The 18,729-nt window shown below is 63.4% G+C and carries 20 protein-coding genes; 12 read left to right on the forward strand and 8 right to left on the reverse strand.

Annotated elements, in window-relative coordinates; genetic code table 11:
• Positions 1-4: 4 nt before the first annotated feature.
• From cydB to cydC, 3 genes are read left to right on the forward strand one after another with little or no spacing between them, the layout of a single operon-like run.
• A complete protein-coding gene (gene cydB / locus ABH939_RS02560; RefSeq protein WP_003939727.1) occupies positions 5-1,048 on the forward strand; it encodes a cytochrome d ubiquinol oxidase subunit II in 1,044 nt (347 codons plus the stop codon).
• A gap of 58 nt (positions 1,049-1,106) precedes the next feature.
• Positions 1,107-2,795 (forward strand): thiol reductant ABC exporter subunit CydD, encoded by a 1,689-nt coding sequence (gene cydD / locus ABH939_RS02565; RefSeq protein WP_118606518.1) that lies wholly within the window; start codon positions 1,107-1,109, stop codon positions 2,793-2,795.
• Positions 2,785-4,473 (forward strand): thiol reductant ABC exporter subunit CydC, encoded by a 1,689-nt coding sequence (gene cydC, locus ABH939_RS02570; protein WP_404649285.1) that lies wholly within the window; start codon positions 2,785-2,787, stop codon positions 4,471-4,473. Before cydD ends, cydC begins: the two co-directional genes overlap by 11 nt.
• Before the next feature lie 233 nt (positions 4,474-4,706).
• On the opposite strand, the gene ABH939_RS02575 is transcribed toward cydC, so the two are convergent.
• From ABH939_RS02575 to ABH939_RS02610, 8 genes are all read right to left on the reverse strand, one after another.
• On the reverse strand, positions 4,707-5,747 hold the full coding sequence (locus tag ABH939_RS02575) for a hypothetical protein (protein WP_404649286.1): 1,041 nt from the start codon (positions 5,745-5,747) through the stop codon (positions 4,707-4,709).
• 144 nt (positions 5,748-5,891) lie between these two features.
• Positions 5,892-6,530 (reverse strand): FABP family protein, encoded by a 639-nt coding sequence (locus ABH939_RS02580; protein WP_039973378.1) that lies wholly within the window; start codon positions 6,528-6,530, stop codon positions 5,892-5,894.
• Between the two features lie 258 nt (positions 6,531-6,788).
• The gene (locus tag ABH939_RS02585; protein ID WP_003939797.1) at positions 6,789-7,094 is read right to left on the reverse strand and encodes a DUF1416 domain-containing protein; all 306 of its coding nucleotides are present in this window, start codon (positions 7,092-7,094) and stop codon (positions 6,789-6,791) included.
• 2 nt (positions 7,095-7,096) lie between these two features.
• Positions 7,097-7,930: a sulfurtransferase gene (locus ABH939_RS02590; RefSeq protein ID WP_003939859.1), complete on the reverse strand. Its 834-nt coding sequence runs from the start codon at positions 7,928-7,930 to the stop codon at positions 7,097-7,099.
• Positions 7,931-8,004: 74 nt separating this feature from the next.
• Positions 8,005-8,475 (reverse strand): DUF4395 domain-containing protein, encoded by a 471-nt coding sequence (locus ABH939_RS02595; protein ID WP_404649287.1) that lies wholly within the window; start codon positions 8,473-8,475, stop codon positions 8,005-8,007.
• A 131-nt stretch (positions 8,476-8,606) separates the two neighbouring features.
• Positions 8,607-8,693, reverse strand: a complete 87-nt coding sequence (locus ABH939_RS02600; RefSeq protein ID WP_350318872.1) for a putative leader peptide — start codon at positions 8,691-8,693, stop codon at positions 8,607-8,609.
• Positions 8,694-8,703: 10 nt separating this feature from the next.
• Positions 8,704-9,180 carry a co-chaperone YbbN gene (locus ABH939_RS02605; RefSeq protein WP_003939684.1) on the reverse strand — a complete coding sequence of 159 codons (477 nt, stop codon included), beginning with the start codon at positions 9,178-9,180 and terminating at the stop codon, positions 8,704-8,706.
• Positions 9,177-9,956 carry an LmeA family phospholipid-binding protein gene (locus ABH939_RS02610; protein WP_003939847.1) on the reverse strand — a complete coding sequence of 260 codons (780 nt, stop codon included), beginning with the start codon at positions 9,954-9,956 and terminating at the stop codon, positions 9,177-9,179. Before ABH939_RS02610 ends, ABH939_RS02605 begins: the two co-directional genes overlap by 4 nt.
• 141 nt (positions 9,957-10,097) lie before the next feature.
• On the opposite strand from ABH939_RS02610, the gene ABH939_RS02615 reads away from it, so the two are divergent.
• The 9 genes from ABH939_RS02615 (at position 10,098) to ABH939_RS02655 (ending at position 18,729) form a co-directional block, all read left to right on the forward strand.
• Entirely contained in the window at positions 10,098-10,859 is a 762-nt protein-coding gene (locus ABH939_RS02615) for a winged-helix domain-containing protein (RefSeq protein WP_404649289.1), read from the forward strand.
• 1 nt (position 10,860) lies between these two features.
• On the forward strand, positions 10,861-11,760 hold the full coding sequence (mshD, locus tag ABH939_RS02620) for a mycothiol synthase (RefSeq protein WP_404649290.1): 900 nt from the start codon (positions 10,861-10,863) through the stop codon (positions 11,758-11,760).
• Positions 11,761-11,953: 193 nt separating this feature from the next.
• Positions 11,954-13,072: a phosphate ABC transporter substrate-binding protein PstS gene (pstS, locus tag ABH939_RS02625; RefSeq protein WP_003940482.1), complete on the forward strand. Its 1,119-nt coding sequence runs from the start codon at positions 11,954-11,956 to the stop codon at positions 13,070-13,072.
• A 62-nt stretch (positions 13,073-13,134) separates the two neighbouring features.
• Positions 13,135-14,226, forward strand: coding sequence for a phosphate ABC transporter permease subunit PstC (pstC, locus tag ABH939_RS02630; protein ID WP_007733846.1), 1,092 nt, complete (start codon positions 13,135-13,137; stop codon positions 14,224-14,226).
• A 3-nt stretch (positions 14,227-14,229) separates the two neighbouring features.
• Complete coding sequence (gene pstA, locus ABH939_RS02635) at positions 14,230-15,138, forward strand: phosphate ABC transporter permease PstA (protein ID WP_003940100.1); 909 nt, start codon at positions 14,230-14,232, stop codon at positions 15,136-15,138.
• Positions 15,139-15,196: 58 nt separating this feature from the next.
• The gene (pstB, locus tag ABH939_RS02640; RefSeq protein WP_003939968.1) at positions 15,197-15,973 is read left to right on the forward strand and encodes a phosphate ABC transporter ATP-binding protein PstB; all 777 of its coding nucleotides are present in this window, start codon (positions 15,197-15,199) and stop codon (positions 15,971-15,973) included.
• Between the two features lie 280 nt (positions 15,974-16,253).
• Positions 16,254-16,556, forward strand: coding sequence for an urease subunit gamma (ureA, locus tag ABH939_RS02645; protein ID WP_003939800.1), 303 nt, complete (start codon positions 16,254-16,256; stop codon positions 16,554-16,556).
• A complete protein-coding gene (gene ureB / locus ABH939_RS02650; RefSeq protein WP_042451393.1) occupies positions 16,553-17,023 on the forward strand; it encodes an urease subunit beta in 471 nt (156 codons plus the stop codon). The genes ureA and ureB overlap by 4 nt, the downstream gene beginning before the upstream one ends.
• On the forward strand, positions 17,020-18,729 hold the full coding sequence (locus tag ABH939_RS02655) for an urease subunit alpha (protein ID WP_007733854.1): 1,710 nt from the start codon (positions 17,020-17,022) through the stop codon (positions 18,727-18,729). Before ureB ends, ABH939_RS02655 begins: the two co-directional genes overlap by 4 nt.

Consider the following 18,729-nt stretch of genomic DNA (forward strand, 5'->3'; position numbering starts at 1 on the left):
GATCATGGGACTTCAAGAAGTATGGTTCGTGCTCGTCGCAGTACTGTTCATCGGTTACTTCGTCCTCGAAGGGTTCGACTTCGGTGTCGGGATGCTCATGCCGATCGTCGGCAGAGGCAGTGACCTCCCGGCCGATACGCGTCGACGGGTAGCGCTCAACACGATCGGCCCGGTGTGGGACGGCAACGAAGTGTGGCTGATCACGGCCGGTGGCGCGATGTTCGCGGCATTTCCGGAGTGGTACGCGACGTTGTTCTCCGGGTTCTATCTACCGCTGCTGATCATCCTGGTGGCCTTGATCGTTCGGATCTGCGCCATCGAATGGCGGAGCAAGATCGACGACGACAAGTGGCGTCAGCGTTGCGACTGGGGCATCATCTTCGGCTCCTGGGTCCCGGCAGTTCTCTGGGGCGTGGCTTTCGCGAACATCGTTCGGGGCGTGGCGATCAACGCCGACAAGCAGGTCGAGTCGGGATTCTTCGATCTGCTCAATCCGTACGCGCTGCTCGGCGGTCTGACCACCGCGCTGGTGTTCGCTCTCCACGGCGCAGTGTTCCTGGCACTCAAGAGTGCCGACGAGGTTCGTGAAGACGCCGTGAAAATTGCCGCACGACTGGCAATTCCGGCTATTCCGGTCGCCGGCGGATTCGTCCTCTGGACGCAACTCGCCTACGGCAAGGGATGGACGTGGATTCTGGTAGCCGCCGCTGCTGCGGCACTGATCGGCGTCGTCTTCCTGACGCGGGCCGAGCGCGAAGGCTGGGCTTTCGTTCTCACCTGTGTGGCCGTCATCGCCACTGTCGTGCTGCTGTTCGCCTCGCTGTTCCCGAACGTCATGCCGTCGACGCTTGATCCGGCGTACAGCCTGACCATCGAGAACGCGTCGTCGAGTCCGTACACGCTCAAGGTGATGACGTGGGCCGCGGCATTCATGACACCGGTGGTGATCATCTACCAGGGCTGGACGTACTGGGTGTTCCGACAGCGCATCTCCTCCAAGCAGATTCCGGCGTCGATCGGTCTCCGATTCAAGGAGAAGACGTGGTAGTCACGAACCCTGAATCACGACACATTCGAAACACGAAAGAACTGACGGTCGAATTCACGTGACAATCGAAGTAGGCGACGCTCCCACCACTCGGGAGCGTCGCCGGGGGCCGATCGACCCGCGGCTGTGGCGACATTCCGCTTCTGCGCGCGGCTACCTGATCCTGACTGTTGCTCTGTCGATGGTGAACGTCGTGATGGTCATCGTCGCGGCGCTCATGATCGGCCGGGTGCTGGCCGGAGTGATCACCACTCGAACTGTGGATGTTTCCTCGTGGACAACCGAATTGGTTGTTCTCGCCGCAGCTGTGGCGGTCCGAGTTCTGGGGACCTGGCTGCAGACCAGGTATGCGCACCGGGCGTCGACTCGCGTCGTTGCCGAGATCAAGAACGGCGTGCTGACGTCGGCGACGGCGATGAGTCCTCGCGATCTGGATCCGCGGCGTGACGAGATCGCGACCGTGGTCACCCGAGGTGTCGACGGCCTTGGTCCGTACCTGACGGGATACCTTCCGGCCCTGGTCTTGTCGGTGACGCTGACACCCATCACCCTGATAGTCATTGCGGTGCAGGACATGACGTCTGCGGTCATCATCTTCGTGACGCTGCCGCTGATCCCCATCTTCATGATTCTGATCGGCCTGCTGACAAAGGGTAAGTCGGAGAAGACGCTGGCAGCGATGACCACGTTGTCTTCGCAACTGCTCGATCTCCTTGCCGGTTTGCCGACGCTGCGGGCGCTCGGTCGTCAGCAAGGTCCTGCCGAGCGCGTCCGTGAACTCGGTGACGCTCATCGGCGAACGACGATGTCAGCTCTCCGCGTCGCGTTCCTGTCCTCGATGGTGCTGGAACTGCTCGCAACGCTCTGCGTCGCGTTGGTGGCCGTGAGTATCGGCTTGCGACTGGTGTACGGCGACATGTCACTCGAGCCGGGGATAGTCGCGTTGATCCTCGCCCCCGAGGTGTACCTGCCACTTCGGATGGTGGGAACCCAGTTCCACGCCGCCGAGGACGGAATGGCGGCAGCCGACAAGGCATTCGAGGTTATCGAGGCGGATTCTGCCGCGCCGGAGGGTGGTAGCACGACGGTGGTCGCTCGAGGCGCCGACATCGTCTTCGACGGACTCGGTGTGGCCTCTCGTGGGGGAGTCGCACCGTCTCGACTTTCCGCCGTGGCATCGCCAGGGGCGATCACCGTGCTCACCGGTCCCAACGGCTGCGGCAAGTCGACGGCAGTGCACGCGCTGCTCGGGTTGATCGAACCGAGCAGTGGGCGTGTGACGGTCGCCGGCGTCGATGTCCGAGACCTGGACGAGCACGCGTGGTGGAGTCAGTTGGCCTGGCTTCCCCAGCATCCGGTCCTCCTACCCGGCACCGTTCGTGAAAATCTCGATCTCACCGGGGTCGTCGATGCGCAAGCACTGACCCACGCCGCTGCTGCGACGGGATTCGACGCGGTACTGGCCGAGCTGCCTGCGGGCGTCGAGACCGTGATCGGCGTCGGCGGTACAGGTCTGTCTTTGGGGCAGCGGCAACGGCTGGCACTGACACGCGTGCTTGCCTCGGACCGCGCAGTTCTTGTCCTGGACGAACCCACCGCTCACCTCGACTCGGATTCGGAAGGGACAGTGTTGGCTTCTCTGAGAGCACGGGCGGAGCGTGGCGACACCGTTGTCGTGATCGGCCACCGTCCGAGTGTGCTTGCCGCAGCTGACCGGATCGTCGAGGTGCGCGCTCATGAGAAGTGACGCTCACGATCCGCTTCTGCGTGCTCTGCGGCTACTGGAACTTCGGCCACGACGCGTACTGACGGCGGTAGCGGCGGGTGTGGCAACACTCGGTAGCGCACTCGCCTTGGCCGCGCTGTCCGCATGGTTGATCACGCGTGCTTGGGAGATGCCCCCCGTTCTCGATCTCAGTGTTGCGGTAGTTGCCGTACGCGCATTGGGAATCTCACGTGGTGTCTTCCGCTATCTCGAACGATTGACGACGCACGACGTCGCGTTGCGCGGAACCACCGCGGCGCGATCGAGGATCTACCAGCAGTTGGCCGCAGGAGATCCCGCGGCAGCAGCCGGACTACGACGCGGTGACCTGCTCTCACGTACGGGCGCCGACGTGGATGCACTGGGCGACGTCGTCGTCAAAGCACTGATCCCGATTGCGGTCTCGATTGTCCTCGCGTTTGCTGCGGTGGGAATCCTGTTGTTCATCTCGGTTCCGGCCGCGCTCATCCTGGCTGTTGCGCTGGCGGTGTCCGGGATCGCGGCACCCTGGCTTTCGGCTCGTGCTGCTCGTCTCGCCGAGGCCGACAGTTCTGCTGCCGCAGCGCGATTCAGTGAGTCCGCGGTGACCGCCCTCGACCATTCCGCCGAGCTCCGGGTATCGGGTCGCTTGGATCAGGCGGTGAGCGAGGCTGTGTCCGCCGAGAACGAGGTGGTCGATGCAACCGATCGCGCGGCGGTACCGAGTGCCTTTGCCGCCGCGGCGACGCCCCTGGCAATCGGCGTGAGCGTCCTCGGTGCCCTGTTGATCGGAATTACGCTGTACGGAACCACCGACATGTCACCGATGTCCATGGGAATCCTTGTACTGCTTCCGCTGTCGGCTTTCGAGGGAACCGCGATACTGCCCAGCGCGGCGGTGGCATTGACCAAGGCGCGGCTGGCGTCGGCACGCATCATGGCGGTACTCGATCGAGCCGACGCCGAACACGTTGAAGGAAATCGTGCGTGGCCGGAGGACGGGGTCCTGAGTGTGCACGCGTTGCGGGCGGGTTGGCCCGGGGGAAAGGTGACCGAACCGCTGTCGGTGGATCTTCCTCGCGGTGCTCGTGTTGCCGTCGTCGGCGAGAGCGGATCCGGAAAGACCACCGCGCTGATGACGATGGCGGGACTGCTGCCGCCTATCGCGGGAACAGTGCGCGTTGGCGGAGTGGATGTTTCGGAAGTCGATCCGGCCGAACTGCGCAGGCACGTCGGGTACTTCGCCGAAGACGCACACCTCTTCGAGACGTCGGTCCTCGAGAACCTGCGCGTTGCGCGGGGTGACCTCACCGCCGAGGACGCGGAGAAGGCACTTGCCGCAGTTGGTCTCGGCGACTGGCTGTCGGAACTGCCGGAAGGGCTCGACACCTACCTGGTCGGCGGCATGCGAGCGGTTTCGGGCGGTGAGCGTCGTCGGTTGCTGTTGGCGCGCGCGATCGTCTCGCCCGCGGAGGTACTGCTGCTCGACGAGCCGACCGAGCACATGGACGCGGAGGCGGGCGATCAGTTGCTCCGCGAGTTGCTCAGTCGCGACGCAACGCTGGTCGATTCTTCGCGAACCGTTGTTGTCGTCACCCACCAACTTCCGGACGGCACACCAGCTGACCAGGTGATATGCGTCGGAAAAGTTTCTGTGGAAAATACGTTGCCGTCATCGTGAAGTGGGCGTACTTTCTCCTGTACACAAGGAAGGAGGTGGTCTGAAATTGAAGTACAGACGGACGCGTGAGGTGGCTGCCAGCTAGCCGCAATCGCTGATGGAATTCACTTACCGCGTGAGCGGCCGGCGAATCCCAGGCAGCCACCCGACCCCCGAGCCCCCGATCAGTCCGACCGGGATCCGCGCGAAAGCGTGGGTGTGGCTCGGGGGTCGCTTCGTGCCGTGCGCCTTTATCAACCCCCGGCGGTTAATAAAGGCGCACAGCGTGGACAAGGATTAGGCCCCCACCATCCACCGCGCTCGAGGATCGCTCTGACCTCGGCTGCAGTTCGGCACGAGGCCCCCTCCACCTCCTCCCAACCGAAGACCAGTGTGGCGTTGCCTGACAGTTCGGATGCGTTTCCTCGCCGACGATCCCGCAGCGCAGTCGCCCGAGAAGAGTGGAAGGCAAATCCGTCGAGTCGAACGATCAGTGCGACACCGCAATTGCGGTAGTCGACGTCCTCGTAGAGAGTTCTCCCATCGACGAGGACCGGCGATTGCCGTCGTGCTTCCGGCAAACCGTGTGCGCGCTCGACCTCGATTGCGTAGCGATGTTCGAGTACCGACTGGACACCGCGATCCAACAGGTCCAATGTCGAGGACAGCGCTTTGACATATCGCCTCGGCCGGCGGCATTCCATTCGGGTGCGCAATTCCATCCGTGACACTTTGCACGCCGTGGCGGAGCGAATCAGAGAACGAGCGGCGTCGCGAGCCGACGGCTCTGCAACCGCCAGGTCAATTGCGGTGTCGGCCAGCGAAGTACGAGCAGGCTGAGTGGCAACGCCGATGTGGGCCTGAGCGCGTGAACGATGAACGATCACTCCGGGATGGGCAGTGGACCACCCCAACGGAACGGGGCGCGCCGGGGAGCGTTCGGGTCTGACCGTCGGACTCTGACAGCGGGAGGATCTGCCGTATCGGACCGTGATGTGGATCGGCAGTTCGGACTCGATGTGCGTGAGTCCCCACTCTTCAGCTGCAGTCCGGTGGCTCAGGTAAGTCTCTCCGCCGCCGAACAGCAGTGCGGCCTCGAGAATCATTGCTCGGTTGAGCGGCCCGTTGGTGCTGGATTGAACGCCGTGGAGGACGGAAGTCCATTGACCCGATCCGACCAGATGTTGGATGCGGCGCGGTGAATAGCCGAAAGGGCGTAGTTGTTTGTTGGTCGCGAGTCCGTGCTGGAAGTCGAAGAGTCTTCGGAGATCAGGATCGATGTAGTCGCAGCTCATGCGAATACCGTCAGATCGCGGACCGACAAGAATCGGTCGAAGATGCCGCTCCGAAGCCCGCCTGTGGAATTTGTCGGTGCCTGTGGATAAATCTGCTGTGCGCCTTTATTAACCGCCGGGGGTTAATAAAGGCGCACAGCAGAGCTAGCCGATGTAGCGCGTCAGGCGGGCCGAGAGACGCGGTTCCAGGCCACCGTCAGACATGATCCGCTCTTCGACGTACGCGAGGTCGCCGCCTTCGACGATGCCGTACAGACGCTTCGCGCCGCCGTACAGTGCACCGGACTGGCTGCGGATCACCACGTCGGTGGCAAGTTCCCACGACGCCTGGGTGAGCGCACGGCCGTAGTACATTTCGACGACGCCGGAGCTGTGGCTGAGCAGGAGTTCGACCACTTCCTGGTTGACGCTGCCCGGGATGCCGTCGCCGCCCATGCGCCAGTAACCGCTCTCGCGCAGATCGGGGCTCACGTACTTGCCCTCGGCGTCGAGGCGCCAGGACCGGGACTCCCAATTGAGGTACGGGCCGCCGTCGTGCGAGATGACGATCTGCTGACCGAAGGCGTAGTCGCCGTTCTCGTCGTGTCCTTCACCTTCGCCGCGCCAGACACCGACGAGGGGGAGAAGCGCGAGGAGTTCGGGATTGATATCCGGGCCGAGGCGCAGGTTTGCGGTGTCCTCCGGCAACGGAAGGTCCGGCAGGGTCGGAATGTTGAGCGACGCCGTCGACTTGGAGCGCTCGACGGCGATGGCGACAGCTTCGTCCCCGCTGCCGCGCCTCACGGCACCTGCAGCGGCGGAATCGTCAGCGGTCGCGTCGGACCCTGAATCCGGAGCCTGACTCACGACTCGTCGGTGACCAAGCGGTACACGACGTACACGGAGAACCAAGCGATCATGACGGATGCGAGTGCGAGGAGTACCTCGAAGAAAATGACCACGGGTACATCTTAGACCGCGGCGACCGACCGGAAAAATCGGGAGCCGGAATGCAGAAGGCCCCGCACCGGAGGGGTGCGGGGCCGCCTGACAAAGCAGGAATTACTTGCTGACGGTCACGTCCACGTTGTGCACGCCCGAGCCCTCGGGAGCGACGGTGGAGGTGCCGTTGCCCGAGCTGGACAGTGCACGCACGGTCCACTCGCCCGGAGCGGCGAAGAAGCGGAAATCGCCGGTTCCCGATGCCACGACCTCGGCCGTGAACTCTCCGGAGCCGTCGAGCAGACGCACGAATGCGCCGCCGATGGGCTGGCCGTCAGCTGCGAGAACGCGGCCGGTGATGACCGTTTCCTTCTCGACGTCGACGCCGGCAGGCAGGGTCTGGCCCTGGGTAGGTGCTCCACACATGATCAGGCTCCCAATTCGATCGGTGCGCCGACGAGTGAGCCGTATTCGACCCAGCTGCCGTCGTAGTTCTTGACGTTGTTCTTGCCGAGGATCTCCTGCAGGACGAACCAGGTGTGGCTCGAACGCTCGCCGATGCGGCAGTAGGCGATCGTTTCCTTGGTGTCGTCGAAGCCCTTTTCCGCGTACAGCTTGGCGAGGTCGTCGTCCGACTTGAAGGTGCCGTCCTCGTTGGCGGTGGTGCTCCACGGGATGTTGATGGCTCCGGGGACGTGGCCACGCTGCTGCGCCTGCTCCTGCGGAAGGTGGGCGGGAGCGAGGATCTTGCCGGAGAACTCGTCAGGGCTACGAACGTCGACGAGGTTCTTGCTGCCGATGGCGTCGATGACCTCGTCGCGGAAAGCGCGGATCGAGAAGTCGGGGGTCTCTGCCTTGTACTGCGTGGCTTCGCGGTTGACTGCGTCCTTGGAGAGCGGGCGTCCGTCGAGTTCCCACTTCTTGCGGCCGCCGTCGATCAGCTTGATGTCCTGGTGGCCGTACAGCTTGAAGTACCAGTAAGCGTAAGCGGCGAACCAGTTGTTGTTGCCACCGTAGAGAACGACGGTGTCGTCGTTCGCAATGCCTTTGGCGGAGAGCAGATCCGAGAACTGCTCCTGGTTCAGGAAGTCGCGTCGGACGCCGTCCTGGAGGTCCTTGCGCCAGTCGAGCTTGACTGCACCCTCGATGTGGCCGCCGTCGTATGCGCTGGTGTCCTCGTCCACCTCGACAAAAACGGTCTTGGGGGTGTTGAGGTTCTGCTCAGCCCAGTCAGCGGAGACTAGGACGTCGGAGCGAGCCATGGTGTTCCTTTCGATGTGGTCTTGCATCGGTCGTTTTCTAGCAGGGGTTCAGCAGGGTTGTGGGGCAAGCGTTTTCACGCGGTGGTAGCGCGGCCGGTATTTCGCAGCCTTGCGACGAGTGGATAGATCTGGCAGCCGAGGCAGATGCCGAACGCGGCGTTGAGCAGGGCCGTGAACAAGGCGAAGCCGGTGGCAACGGTGCCGACGATCGTCGACCCGGCCAGGAAACCGACCGTGCCGGCGAGTGCGAAGACGAAGCCGACGAACTGCGCGAAGCGCAGCGGCGCTACGGGTTCGCGTTCGCTGACCGGCGAGAGTCGCGGGGCGACGAGCTTGCCGAAGATCTGGCCGTACGGGCTGCGCTTGGGGCCGAATACCGCTCCGACCGCGAAGACTATGGCCTGCAGTGCGAGAACGACGGTGGCGGCGGGCAGTGAGAAGGTCGAGAGGATGAGCGTGAGTACGAGAACGCCGGTGGTGACCCACGCGGCGAATCGAGGTCCGCGGACGTCGACCTGCTCGAGCTGGGGTGTGGTTGTGGACATCGGGAGTGCTCCTGCGCTGGATTGCATGATGCTGTGCCTGGACCGAGAAAACGGGACGTCAAAGTCCCACTCGGTGGATTGATCACGTGAGCGAAAGCTCGAAGGTCAGAGAGATCTGACGGATGAGGTGATCAGCAACAGGTACAGCAACAGCCCCCGAGGCGGCACAGGTCTACTGCGCGGCGTCGGGTGAGCATCAGCTCGTGGCGGGTTTGCACGTCGGCGAGTTTACCCCGAATTCTCGGATTTTGGCTCGTGGGGTCCGGATAGTGGTACGAGTGCAGCTTTCAGATCGGCTGCGGATGGCACTCCGGACACCCGGAACTGTTCCTCCAGGCCACCGTCGAGGATGAAGGTGGTGGGCAGCGAGAGGACACTCATCTCGCGTGCCAGAGCCGGTTCCTTGTCGATGTCGAGCTCGATCTCCACCGGCGGACGGGGAGCGTCGGCCATCGAGATCACGACCTGACCGACGACGCGGCGTACTGCCGCGCACGGTCCGCACCAGTCGGCAGAGAAATGCAGTACGACGGGTCCGCCGTTCGGCGAAGAGACTCCAGCGGCGCGGAGCAGTTCGAGGCGACTGTCCGCCGCGCCGGTCGCGGCCGGCGTGGTGACTCGGACCTTTCCGTTGCGCGACTTGAGAAAGAGCCCGACCGCGACGACGGCGACCAGCGCGACCAGCAGAATTGTGATCCCGGTCATCGGTTCTGCAGCTCTGCGAGATCGATCGTCGTGTTTTCGGCGCTGCCTTCGATCACGATTCTTCCGCCTTCCGCGTAGACCAGGCTCGGCTGAATTCCGTAGGGGAGTGCCTGCGGATCGATCGTGTAGCTGAACAGTCCGAGGACGACGGGTTCGAGTGCTGCGGGGATCGAGAAATCGGCTTTGCCCTCCGGACCGAAGTACAGATTGCTGGCGACGATCTTGACCTGCCCACCTTCCAGAACCAGGTTGGCCTGCACGCTCACTGCAGTCTCGACCGGACCGACGGCAACCGTTCCCGTCAGCACGACGGCGCCCGCGGTGCTCGCTCCGGTTCCGCCGCTGCCCCCGGTGCCATCCGACTTGTTGGCAGGCGGCGAAGATACCTGCAGGTCAGGGATATTGAGCAGCTTTCCGAGGTCGGTGGCGTTGATTCCCATCCGGCCGTCGAGTTTGTCGACGGGGAGTTGGGTGACATTGCCGTTCACGATGTCGGAGAAGGGAACGGTGACCCCGCGCAGATCGGCCTCGACGGTCACTTCGCCCACCACGTCGCTCTGGACGCCGGTAGCTCTGACGTAGACGTCCTTGTATTTCCCGCCGAGTGCCTGGGTGAGGAAGGGGAACCCGTTGAAGGTGACCTCCGGATCCGACTCGAGTGATGCGCCGGTTCGGAGCTCGCGGGAAACCCGGTACTCGGCGTACGCGGCCGCGCCGAAATCGGCCACCAGTCCGAGGCCGAGGAGAAAGACGATGCCGATGATCAGTTTGCGCACCGCACCATTGTGACGGACTCCGGTCGGGGTTCGATGCGACGGCCCCGGTACCAGGCACGCTAATGTAGGGACCGACCAAAAGCGTCGAACTACTCGAGCGTTGCCCTCACGGGTTGCGCGGGCTACTAGATAGGAGGCCGTGTGGAACTGCTCCTCCTCACCTCCGACCCCAACCCGGAAGCTGTACTACCGGCGTTGGCGTTGCTGGCGCACTCGGTTCGGCCTGCCCCCACAGAGGTTTCCTCGCTACTCGAGGCAAGTTCCGCGGACGTGGCATTGGTGGATGCGCGCACCGATCTGGCTGCCGCACGCGGGTTGTGTCGATTGCTCGGAAGCACAGGATCCGCAGTACCTGTGGTCGCCGTCCTCACCGAAGGCGGACTCGTTGCCGTCAACGCCGACTGGGGGTTGGACGACATCCTGCTTCCCGGTACCGGTCCGGCTGAGGTGGACGCCCGATTGCGGTTGTTGGTCGCCCGCAGCGGCGGTGTGGCCAGTCCGGAAGCGTCGGGAAAGATCACGCTGGGCGAACTGGTTATCGACGAGGGGACGTACACGGCACGACTGCGTGGACGGCCCCTTGATTTGACTTACAAGGAATTCGAGCTGCTCAAGTACCTCGCGCAGCACGCCGGACGGGTATTCACCCGGGCGCAGCTGCTGCAGGAAGTGTGGGGCTACGACTTCTTCGGCGGCACCAGGACGGTCGACGTCCACGTGCGTCGTCTGCGGGCGAAACTCGGCACCGAATACGAGTCCTTGATCGGTACAGTCCGAAATGTCGGATATAAGGCAGTGCGTCCGACCAGGGCCAAGGGTGGCGCAGCTGCTCCCGTTCAGTTCGAGGACGACGAGGACGACGAGGACGTCGACTACGACGCGGCCGACGGATCGGTGGTCTGACGTGGGTTGGACAGATTCACTGCCGGCTGGATTCGCCGAGCAGGTTTCCGCGCTTCTCGATCGCGCAACCGAGTTCGACGGCAAGGCGCCCGTGTCGGAACAGGGGCGCCATGCCGTTGCCGGGCGCGGCGCCGCGCGACACTTCCTCGAACTCGACGGCGATGCAGTCGTCGGTTATGCGCAGCTGCAAGCCGGTTCGGACGAGCATCCCGACATGGCCGAGTTGGTGGTCGACCCGCAGGCGCGGCGTCGCGGCATCGGAACCAGGCTTGCCGCAGCGGTATTCGACGAGGGCCGGCCGGGCACGCGTGTCTGGGCGCACGGAAACGTCGACGCCGCAGTCGAATTCGCCAAGACCCTCGATCTGGTCAGCGTTCGTGAACTCCTGCAGCTGCGTCGACCACTCGATGCTCCGCAGCTTCCGGAAATCGTTGTGCCCGAAGGTGTGACGATTCGGACGTATCGTGGACCCGAAGACGATTCCGAGATCCTTCGCGTCAACAATGCGGCCTTCTCCTGGCATCCCGAGCAGGGCGGCTGGACCCAGGCGGAGATCGACGAGAGAACGGCCGAAGGTTGGTTCGACCCTGCTGGTCTGTTCATGGCGTTCGCGGACACCGATCCCGATACTCTTCTCGGCTTTCACTGGACCAAGTTGCACGCACCCGAAGGTGACGATCCGGAGCTGGGGGAGGTGTACGTCGTGGGGATCGATCCCGCGGCGCAGGGACGAGGTCTCGGCCGAGTGCTGACTCTCGCGGGCATGCATTACCTGCGTGATCGCGGCCTCGGAACCGTCCTTCTGTACGTCGAAGGCGACAACACGGCCGCCCTCCACACGTACGAACGACTCGGCTTCGATCGCTTCCACGTGGACATGGCTTACGCCCGCGCGCTCTGACGTCACAGTCGGACACGCAGAAATGTCCAGTCTGTTCATTCTCCGTTAACCATGTGTGGTCCAGCCGGACACCGCGCCCGCCTACTTTTCTCTGTGGGCAGCGCCGTGTTGCCTGATGCAGATTTCAATCATTCTGCGTCTCATGTCGCCGCCCGATCGTGGGCGTGGCGGTAGCGATTTCCGGAGGATCTTGGTGAATCTCAAGCGCAGTGGTGCCCTGCTCGGTGTAGTGGCCGTGGGCGCCATGACCTTGGCCGCATGTGGCAGCGACAACAACTCGTCGTCGACGGGTGTGGACGCGTCCGCATCGAACGCAACGTGCGAAGGCAAGAGCAACCTCTCTGCCGCTGGTTCCTCGGCACAGAAGAACGCCATGGACCAGTTCGTCGCCACTTACATCTCCGTGTGCCAGGAAAAGGGCAAGACGGTCAACGTCGCGTACAACCCCAGCGGTTCGGGCGACGGTCGTACACAGTTCATCGCCGGCCAGATCGACTTCGCCGGCTCCGACTCGGCCATCAAGGACGAGCAGGCCGACAAGGCCAAGGAGCGTTGCGTCGGCGGCGAAGCCTGGAACCTTCCCCTCGTCTTCGGCCCGATCGCAGTTGCATACAACCTCGACGGCGTCGACAAGCTCGTTCTCAACGCAGAGGTTCTCGCGAAGATCTTCAACGGCGGCATCACCAAGTGGAACGATCCGGCAATCGCCGCGCTCAACTCCGGTGCTTCGCTTCCCGACGAGAAGATCACCACCGTGATCCGCTCCGATTCCTCGGGTACCACCGACAACTTCCAGAAGTACCTCGACGCGGCATCGAACGGTGCTTGGACGTCGGGCGCAGGGTCCGACTTCACCGGTGGCGTCGGTGAGGGCGCCAAGGGTTCGGCGGGCGTTGCACAGGCAGTTGCCACGGCACCGGGTTCGATCACCTACGTCGAGAAGTCGTTCGCCGATCAGAACAAGCTCTCGGTTGCCGAAATCAACACCGGCTCCGAGGCAGTCGCACTGACCAACGACACGGCCGCGAAGTCGATCGCAGGCGCGAAGTTCAAGTCCGACGCAACCGGCGACCTGACGCTCGACCTCGCGTCGATCTTCAAGACCAACGAAGCCGGCGCCTACCCGCTGGTTCTCGCCACGTACTCGATCGTCTGCTCCAAGGGCTACGACGCGGACACCTCCGCAGCAGTGAAGTCGTTCCTGACGAGCGCGGCCAACGAGGGTCAGGCCAACCTGGCCGAGCAGGGTTACGTCCCGCTGCCGTCCAACGTCCAGGATCGCCTCAACGCGTCCATCACGGCAATCAGCTGACCTAGAGACTCGTGCGGACAAGCTCATGGATCTACATTCAGACGTGAAGGAAGTGAGCGCGCATGAGTGACGCGCCCATCACCTCGACATCTCGTTCTCCCGGCCCCGCAACCAGCGGGGCCGGGGTGGGCGGTCCGAACGGCACCACGGAGGACACGATTACTTCCACCAAGGCTCCAGAAACCGAGCATCCTCCGAAGGGTGACGGTCCGGGTAGCGGCAACAGCAAGACGGTGACCCGTCCGGGTGACCGCATCTTCAGCTCGCTCGCATCCGGTTCGGCAATCTTCATCACGGTTGTCATCGCGGCGATCGGCGCGTTCCTGATCTGGCGTGCTGTTCCTGCTTTGAGCCGGAACCAGGTCAACTTCCTGACCAGCCGTGAATGGGTCACGCAGAACATCAACGCGATGGCGTTCGGTGTCCTCGACCTTTTCCAGGTCACGGTGTTGGTCTCGCTGTTCGCACTGGTGCTCGCGATGCCGATCGCACTGGGCATCGCGATCTTCCTGACTTCGTACTCACCCAAGTGGCTCACGCGGCCACTGTCGTACACGATCGACCTTCTGGCAGCTGTGCCGTCCATCGTCTACGGCCTGTGGGGACTTCTCGTCTTCGCTCCGGCGATCACCCCGGTCGCGGTGTGGCTCAACGACACTCTCGGCTGGTTCCCGCTCTTCGCCGACGGCAGCGGATCGATCACCGGTGGCGGCACCATCTTCACCGCAGGCATCGTCCTCGCCGTGATGATCCTTCCGGTCATCACCGCAGTGACCCGCGAGGTGTTCATCCAGACCCCGCGATCACAGATCGAAGCCGCACTCGCCCTCGGCGCCACGCGCTGGGAAGTTGTGCGCACCACGGTCATCCCGTTCGGTAAGTCCGGCTACATCAGCGGCTCGATGCTCGGTCTCGGACGCGCACTCGGTGAGACGATGGCGCTCTACCTGATCCTGCGCACCACCTCTCAGGCCTTCGGCTGGTCGCTGTTCGACGGCGGCTCGACCATCGCCTCCAAGATCGCCCTCGGCTACGCGGAGTTCAACAACGACATCCAGGCAGGCGCGTACATCGCGGCCGGACTGGTGCTGTTCGTACTGACCTTCGTCGTCAACGCGGCTGCCCGCGCAGTGATCGCCGGAAAGAAGGACTGACCCATGACCTCCACTCTGGACCGGCCGGTCAAGGCCCCCACTTTCCAAGGCGTCGGCGCTCGTCGTCGTGCCAAGGACGTCATCGCGACCATCCTGGTGAGCCTGGCAGTCGTCATCGCGCTCATCCCGTTGGTCTGGGTGCTCTTCACGGTCATCGCCAAGGGCCTGCCCGCTCTGACGTCGCCTACCTGGTTCACCAACTCGCTGAGCGGATTGACGGCGTCGGCCGACGGCGGCGGTATCTATCACGCATTGATCGGCACTCTGCTGCAAGGCATCGTGTGCGCGGTCTTCTCCATCCCGCTCGGTATCTTCGTCGCGATCTACCTGGTGGAGTACGCCGACCGGAAGTCGAAGCTGGGCAAGCTGACCACGTTCATGGTCGACATCCTCAGCGGTGTTCCGTCGATCGTGGCAGCGCTGTTCATCTACGCCCTGTGGATCGCGACCTTCGGCTTCCCCAAGTCCGCGTTTGCGGTGTCACTGGCTCTGGTCCTTCTGATGGTCCCGGTCGTCATCCGCTCCACCGAGGAAATGCTGCGCATCGTCCCGATGGATCTGCGAGAGGCGTCGTACGCGCTCGGTGTGCCGAAGTGGAAAACCATCTCGAAAATCGTTCTGCCGACGGCACTTCCCGGCATCATCACCGGCGTCATGCTGGCCCTGGCCCGCGTGCTCGGTGAGACCGCACCGCTGCTGATCCTCGTCGGCTACGCACCGTTCATCAACTTCGACCTGTTCAACGGCGAAATGGGCACACTGCCTTCCGTCATGGTCGCCGAGATGAACAACCCCACCGACGCCGGCACCAACCGCATCTGGGGCGCAGCACTGACCCTGATCCTGCTGATCGCGATCCTCAACATCGTCGCGAAGCTGATCGGTCACTTCTCACAGGTCAGAAGTAAGTGATGCGGCCTCGGAACATGTTCGTACTCAACAGCGTCAACAACTCAGTAGGGAGCCGGTAATGGCCAAGCGTCTGGATCTCAAGGACGTCAACATCTACTACGGCAAGTTCCACGCCGTCGCCGATGTGGGCCTGTCCGTCCCGCCCCGGAGCGTCACCGCCTTCATCGGCCCGTCCGGTTGCGGCAAGTCCACCGTTCTCCGTTCACTCAACCGCATGCACGAAGTGATTCCCGGTGCGCGCGTCGAGGGTTCGGTGCTGCTCGACGGCGAGGACATCTACGGCTCGAACGTCGATCCGGTCGGTGTTCGCAAGACCATCGGCATGGTGTTCCAGCGACCCAACCCCTTCCCGACCATGTCCATCAAGGACAACGTCGTCGCGGGCTTGAAGTTGCAGGGCGAGCGCAGCAAGAAGAAGCTCGACGAGGTGGCCGAGCGTTCGCTGCGCGGTGCCAACCTGTGGAACGAGGTCAAGGATCGCCTCGACAAGCCCGGTGGCGGCCTCTCAGGCGGTCAGCAGCAGCGTCTGTGCATCGCGCGTGCCATCGCGGTCTCGCCCGACGTCCTGCTCATGGACGAGCCGTGCTCCGCGCTCGACCCGATCTCGACTCTCGCGATCGAAGACCTGATCACCGAGCTGAAGAAGGACTTCACGATCGTCATCGTCACGCACAACATGCAGCAGGCTGCGCGTGTGAGTGACCAGACGGCATTCTTCAACCTCGAGGCAACCGGCAAGCCCGGTCAGCTCGTCGAGATCGACGACACCGAGAAGATCTTCTCGAACCCGACGCAGAAGGCCACCGAGGACTACATCTCCGGCCGCTTCGGATAGGTCCCGGGATCAACCCTGCACGATCATGTTTCACCCCCGTTTCCAACAGGAGACGGGGGTGAAACTTTTTGGTTGTGGTGATAGTTCCCACTCCGGTGCGCAGAGCTGAGCGTCGTTGGGCGCCCGAATAATTCGATGAGCAGCGCAAGTGCGCCGAGTTGGCGCAGAAGTAGCCGACGACGTGAATCTCGTGGATACTGACGACGCTTCGGACAATGCTAATCTCGGCCCGACAGCACGCTGTCGATCGATGTCGTTTCACAACCGGAAGGGCTTGTCAGTGCACCTCACCCCTTCAGATACCGAAAAGCTGCTCCTGAGCGTCGCGGGCATGGTCGCCCGTGACCGCCGCGAGCGCGGGGTACTGCTGAACTACCCCGAAGCGATGGCACTGATCTCGTGCTGGATTCTCGAGCGCGCGCGTGACGGAATGACGGTTGCGGAACTGATGAACGCCGGTCGGCAAGTGCTCACCCGCGACGACGTGATGGAAGGGGTACCCGAGATGATTGCAAACGTCCAGGTGGAGGCCACTTTCCCGGACGGTCGCAAGCTGGTCACCGTGACGGAGCCCATTCGATGATTCCCGGCGAAGTACGTGTGTCCACCGAACCGCTCGAGTTCGGCATCGACGCGGAAAAAATCACGATGGTCGTCGTCAACGACGGCGATCGCCCCATTCAGATCGGTTCACATCTCCACCTTCCCGCGGCCAACCCGGCGTTGACCTTCGATCGCGAAGCGGCAGACGGCTTCCGGCTCGACATCCCCTCGGGAACGTCGGTTCGGTTCGAACCCGGGGTCAGCAGAACGGTGACACTGATCGCGCTCGGCGGACTCAAAAGGGTTCCGGGCCTGCAGATCGTGCCGGACGAAGACCTACCGACACATGCGCGCGAGCCCAAGACCGTCATGCCGTTCGGCACGCCCGGCGTCGAGGTCGAAGAACCTTTGCGAGCGTCCTCGGTGAACGTGCGTGTGAGTGATGTTCCAGTCGAGGCGGATTCACCGGACGACGCCGCGACGACAGTTGAGAGGACAGCCGAATGAGCAGGATCGATCGACGCGGCTACGCCTCCCTGTACGGCCCGACCGCAGGCGACCAGATCCGTTTGGCCGACACAGATCTGTGGATCGAGATCGAGCACGACTACACCGCGACCGGCGACGAGATGGTCTTCGGCGGCGGTAAGAGCATCCGCGAGTCGATGGGCCAGGGCCTGACCACTCGCGACCAGGGTGCTCTCGACGTCGTCATCACCAACACGGTGATTCTCGATCACTGGGGAATCGTCCGGGCAGACGTGGGAATTCGCGACGGACGCATCGTTGCGATCGGCAAGTCCGGTAACCCCGACATCATGGATGGCGTGCATCCCAAGTTGCTCATCGGGCCGAGCACCGACGTGATCGCCGGTGAGGGAAAGATCCTCACCGCGGGTGCGATCGACACTCACGTGCACTTCCTCAGTGAAGTCGAGATGATGGAAGCACTCGCCACTGGTACGACGACCGTGGCGGGCGGCGGAACGGGCCCCACCGAAGGAAGCAAGGCAACCACCGTCACGCCCGGCGCCTGGTCGCTGACGATGATGCACCGCGCCCTCGACCACATCCCGCTCAACGTCCTTCTTCTCGGCAAGGGCAGCACCGTCAGCCATGAGGCCATGCGCCAGGAAGCTCTCGCGGGCGCAGGCGGATTCAAGGTTCACGAGGACTGGGGTTCCACTCCGGCCGCGATCGACGCCGCTCTGCGAGCAGCCGACGAGTTCGGCCTCCAGGTAGCGCTGCACGCGGACAGTCTCAACGAAACCGGTTACGTACAGCACACTTTGGATGCGATCGCCGGACGTGGGATCCACGTGTTCCATGCGGAAGGCGCCGGCGGCGGGCACGCACCGGACATCATCGTGACGGCAGGTGAGCCGAACGTTCTTCCGGCATCGACCAATCCGACGTTGCCGCATACCGTCAACACGGTTGCCGAGCACCTCGACATGCTCATCGTGTGTCATGCGCTCAATCCCCGGGTTCCGGAGGATCTTGCCTTTGCCGAGTCCCGGATCCGGCCGACAACGATTGCCGCAGAAGACTTTCTGCACGACATCGGAGCCATCTCGATCACCTCGTCCGACGCCCAAGCGATGGGCCGTATCGGTGAGGTGACCCTGCGGACATGGCAGGTGGCTCACGTCATGAAGGCCCAGTACGGCAAGCTGGGCACCAGCATGCCGGCCGACAACGAGCGTGCGCGGCGTTACGTCGCCAAGTACACGATCTGCCCCGCGGTGGCGCACGGTATCGATCACGAGATCGGCTCGGTCGAGGCCGGGAAGATGGCGGACCTGGTGCTGTGGGATCCCGCGTTCTTCGGAGTCCGTCCTTCTGCCGTGATCAAGGGCGGGGCGATAGTTGCTGCGCCGCTTGGTGATCCGAATGCTGCTATCCCGACCCCGCAGCCGGTGTTCGTTCGCCCGGCCATCGCGGCGACTCCGGGATCGGCCCCGCACCTGTCCACGACGTTCGTCTCTCCGATGGCCATCGAGGACGGTCTGGCCGATCGTCTCGGTCTCACCCGCACCCTTACCGGTGTTCGTCCGACGAGACACCTCACCAAGGCGGACATGCCGAACAACACGGCGCTGCCGTCCATCGACGTCGATCCGGAGACGTTTGCCATCAAGGTCAACGGCGACCTGATCGCGCCCAACCCCGTTGACGTAGTGCCGATGGCTCAGCGCTACATGCTGTTCTGA

The sequence above is a fragment of the Rhodococcus sp. 27YEA6 genome (assembly GCF_044908235.1).
Classification (GTDB): Bacteria; Actinomycetota; Actinomycetes; order Mycobacteriales; family Mycobacteriaceae; genus Rhodococcus_F; species Rhodococcus_F qingshengii.

What these genes read in the sequence shown, in the direction of transcription:
- cydB (WP_003939727.1), top strand. Translation starts at nt 5, where the DNA reads ATGGGACTTCAAGAAGTATGGTTCGTGCTCGTCGCAGTACTGTTCATC.
- cydC (WP_404649285.1), top strand. Translation starts at nt 2,785, where the DNA reads ATGAGAAGTGACGCTCACGATCCGCTTCTGCGTGCTCTGCGGCTACTG.
- ABH939_RS02575 (WP_404649286.1), bottom strand. Translation starts at nt 5,747, where the DNA reads ATGAGCTGCGACTACATCGATCCTGATCTCCGAAGACTCTTCGACTTC.
- ABH939_RS02585 (WP_003939797.1), bottom strand. Translation starts at nt 7,094, where the DNA reads ATGTGTGGAGCACCTACCCAGGGCCAGACCCTGCCTGCCGGCGTCGAC.
- ABH939_RS02590 (WP_003939859.1), bottom strand. Translation starts at nt 7,930, where the DNA reads ATGGCTCGCTCCGACGTCCTAGTCTCCGCTGACTGGGCTGAGCAGAAC.
- ABH939_RS02595 (WP_404649287.1), bottom strand. Translation starts at nt 8,475, where the DNA reads ATGTCCACAACCACACCCCAGCTCGAGCAGGTCGACGTCCGCGGACCT.
- ABH939_RS02605 (WP_003939684.1), bottom strand. Translation starts at nt 9,180, where the DNA reads ATGACCGGGATCACAATTCTGCTGGTCGCGCTGGTCGCCGTCGTCGCG.
- pstC (WP_007733846.1), top strand. Translation starts at nt 13,135, where the DNA reads ATGAGTGACGCGCCCATCACCTCGACATCTCGTTCTCCCGGCCCCGCA.
- pstA (WP_003940100.1), top strand. Translation starts at nt 14,230, where the DNA reads ATGACCTCCACTCTGGACCGGCCGGTCAAGGCCCCCACTTTCCAAGGC.
- pstB (WP_003939968.1), top strand. Translation starts at nt 15,197, where the DNA reads ATGGCCAAGCGTCTGGATCTCAAGGACGTCAACATCTACTACGGCAAG.
- ureB (WP_042451393.1), top strand. Translation starts at nt 16,553, where the DNA reads ATGATTCCCGGCGAAGTACGTGTGTCCACCGAACCGCTCGAGTTCGGC.
- ABH939_RS02655 (WP_007733854.1), top strand. Translation starts at nt 17,020, where the DNA reads ATGAGCAGGATCGATCGACGCGGCTACGCCTCCCTGTACGGCCCGACC.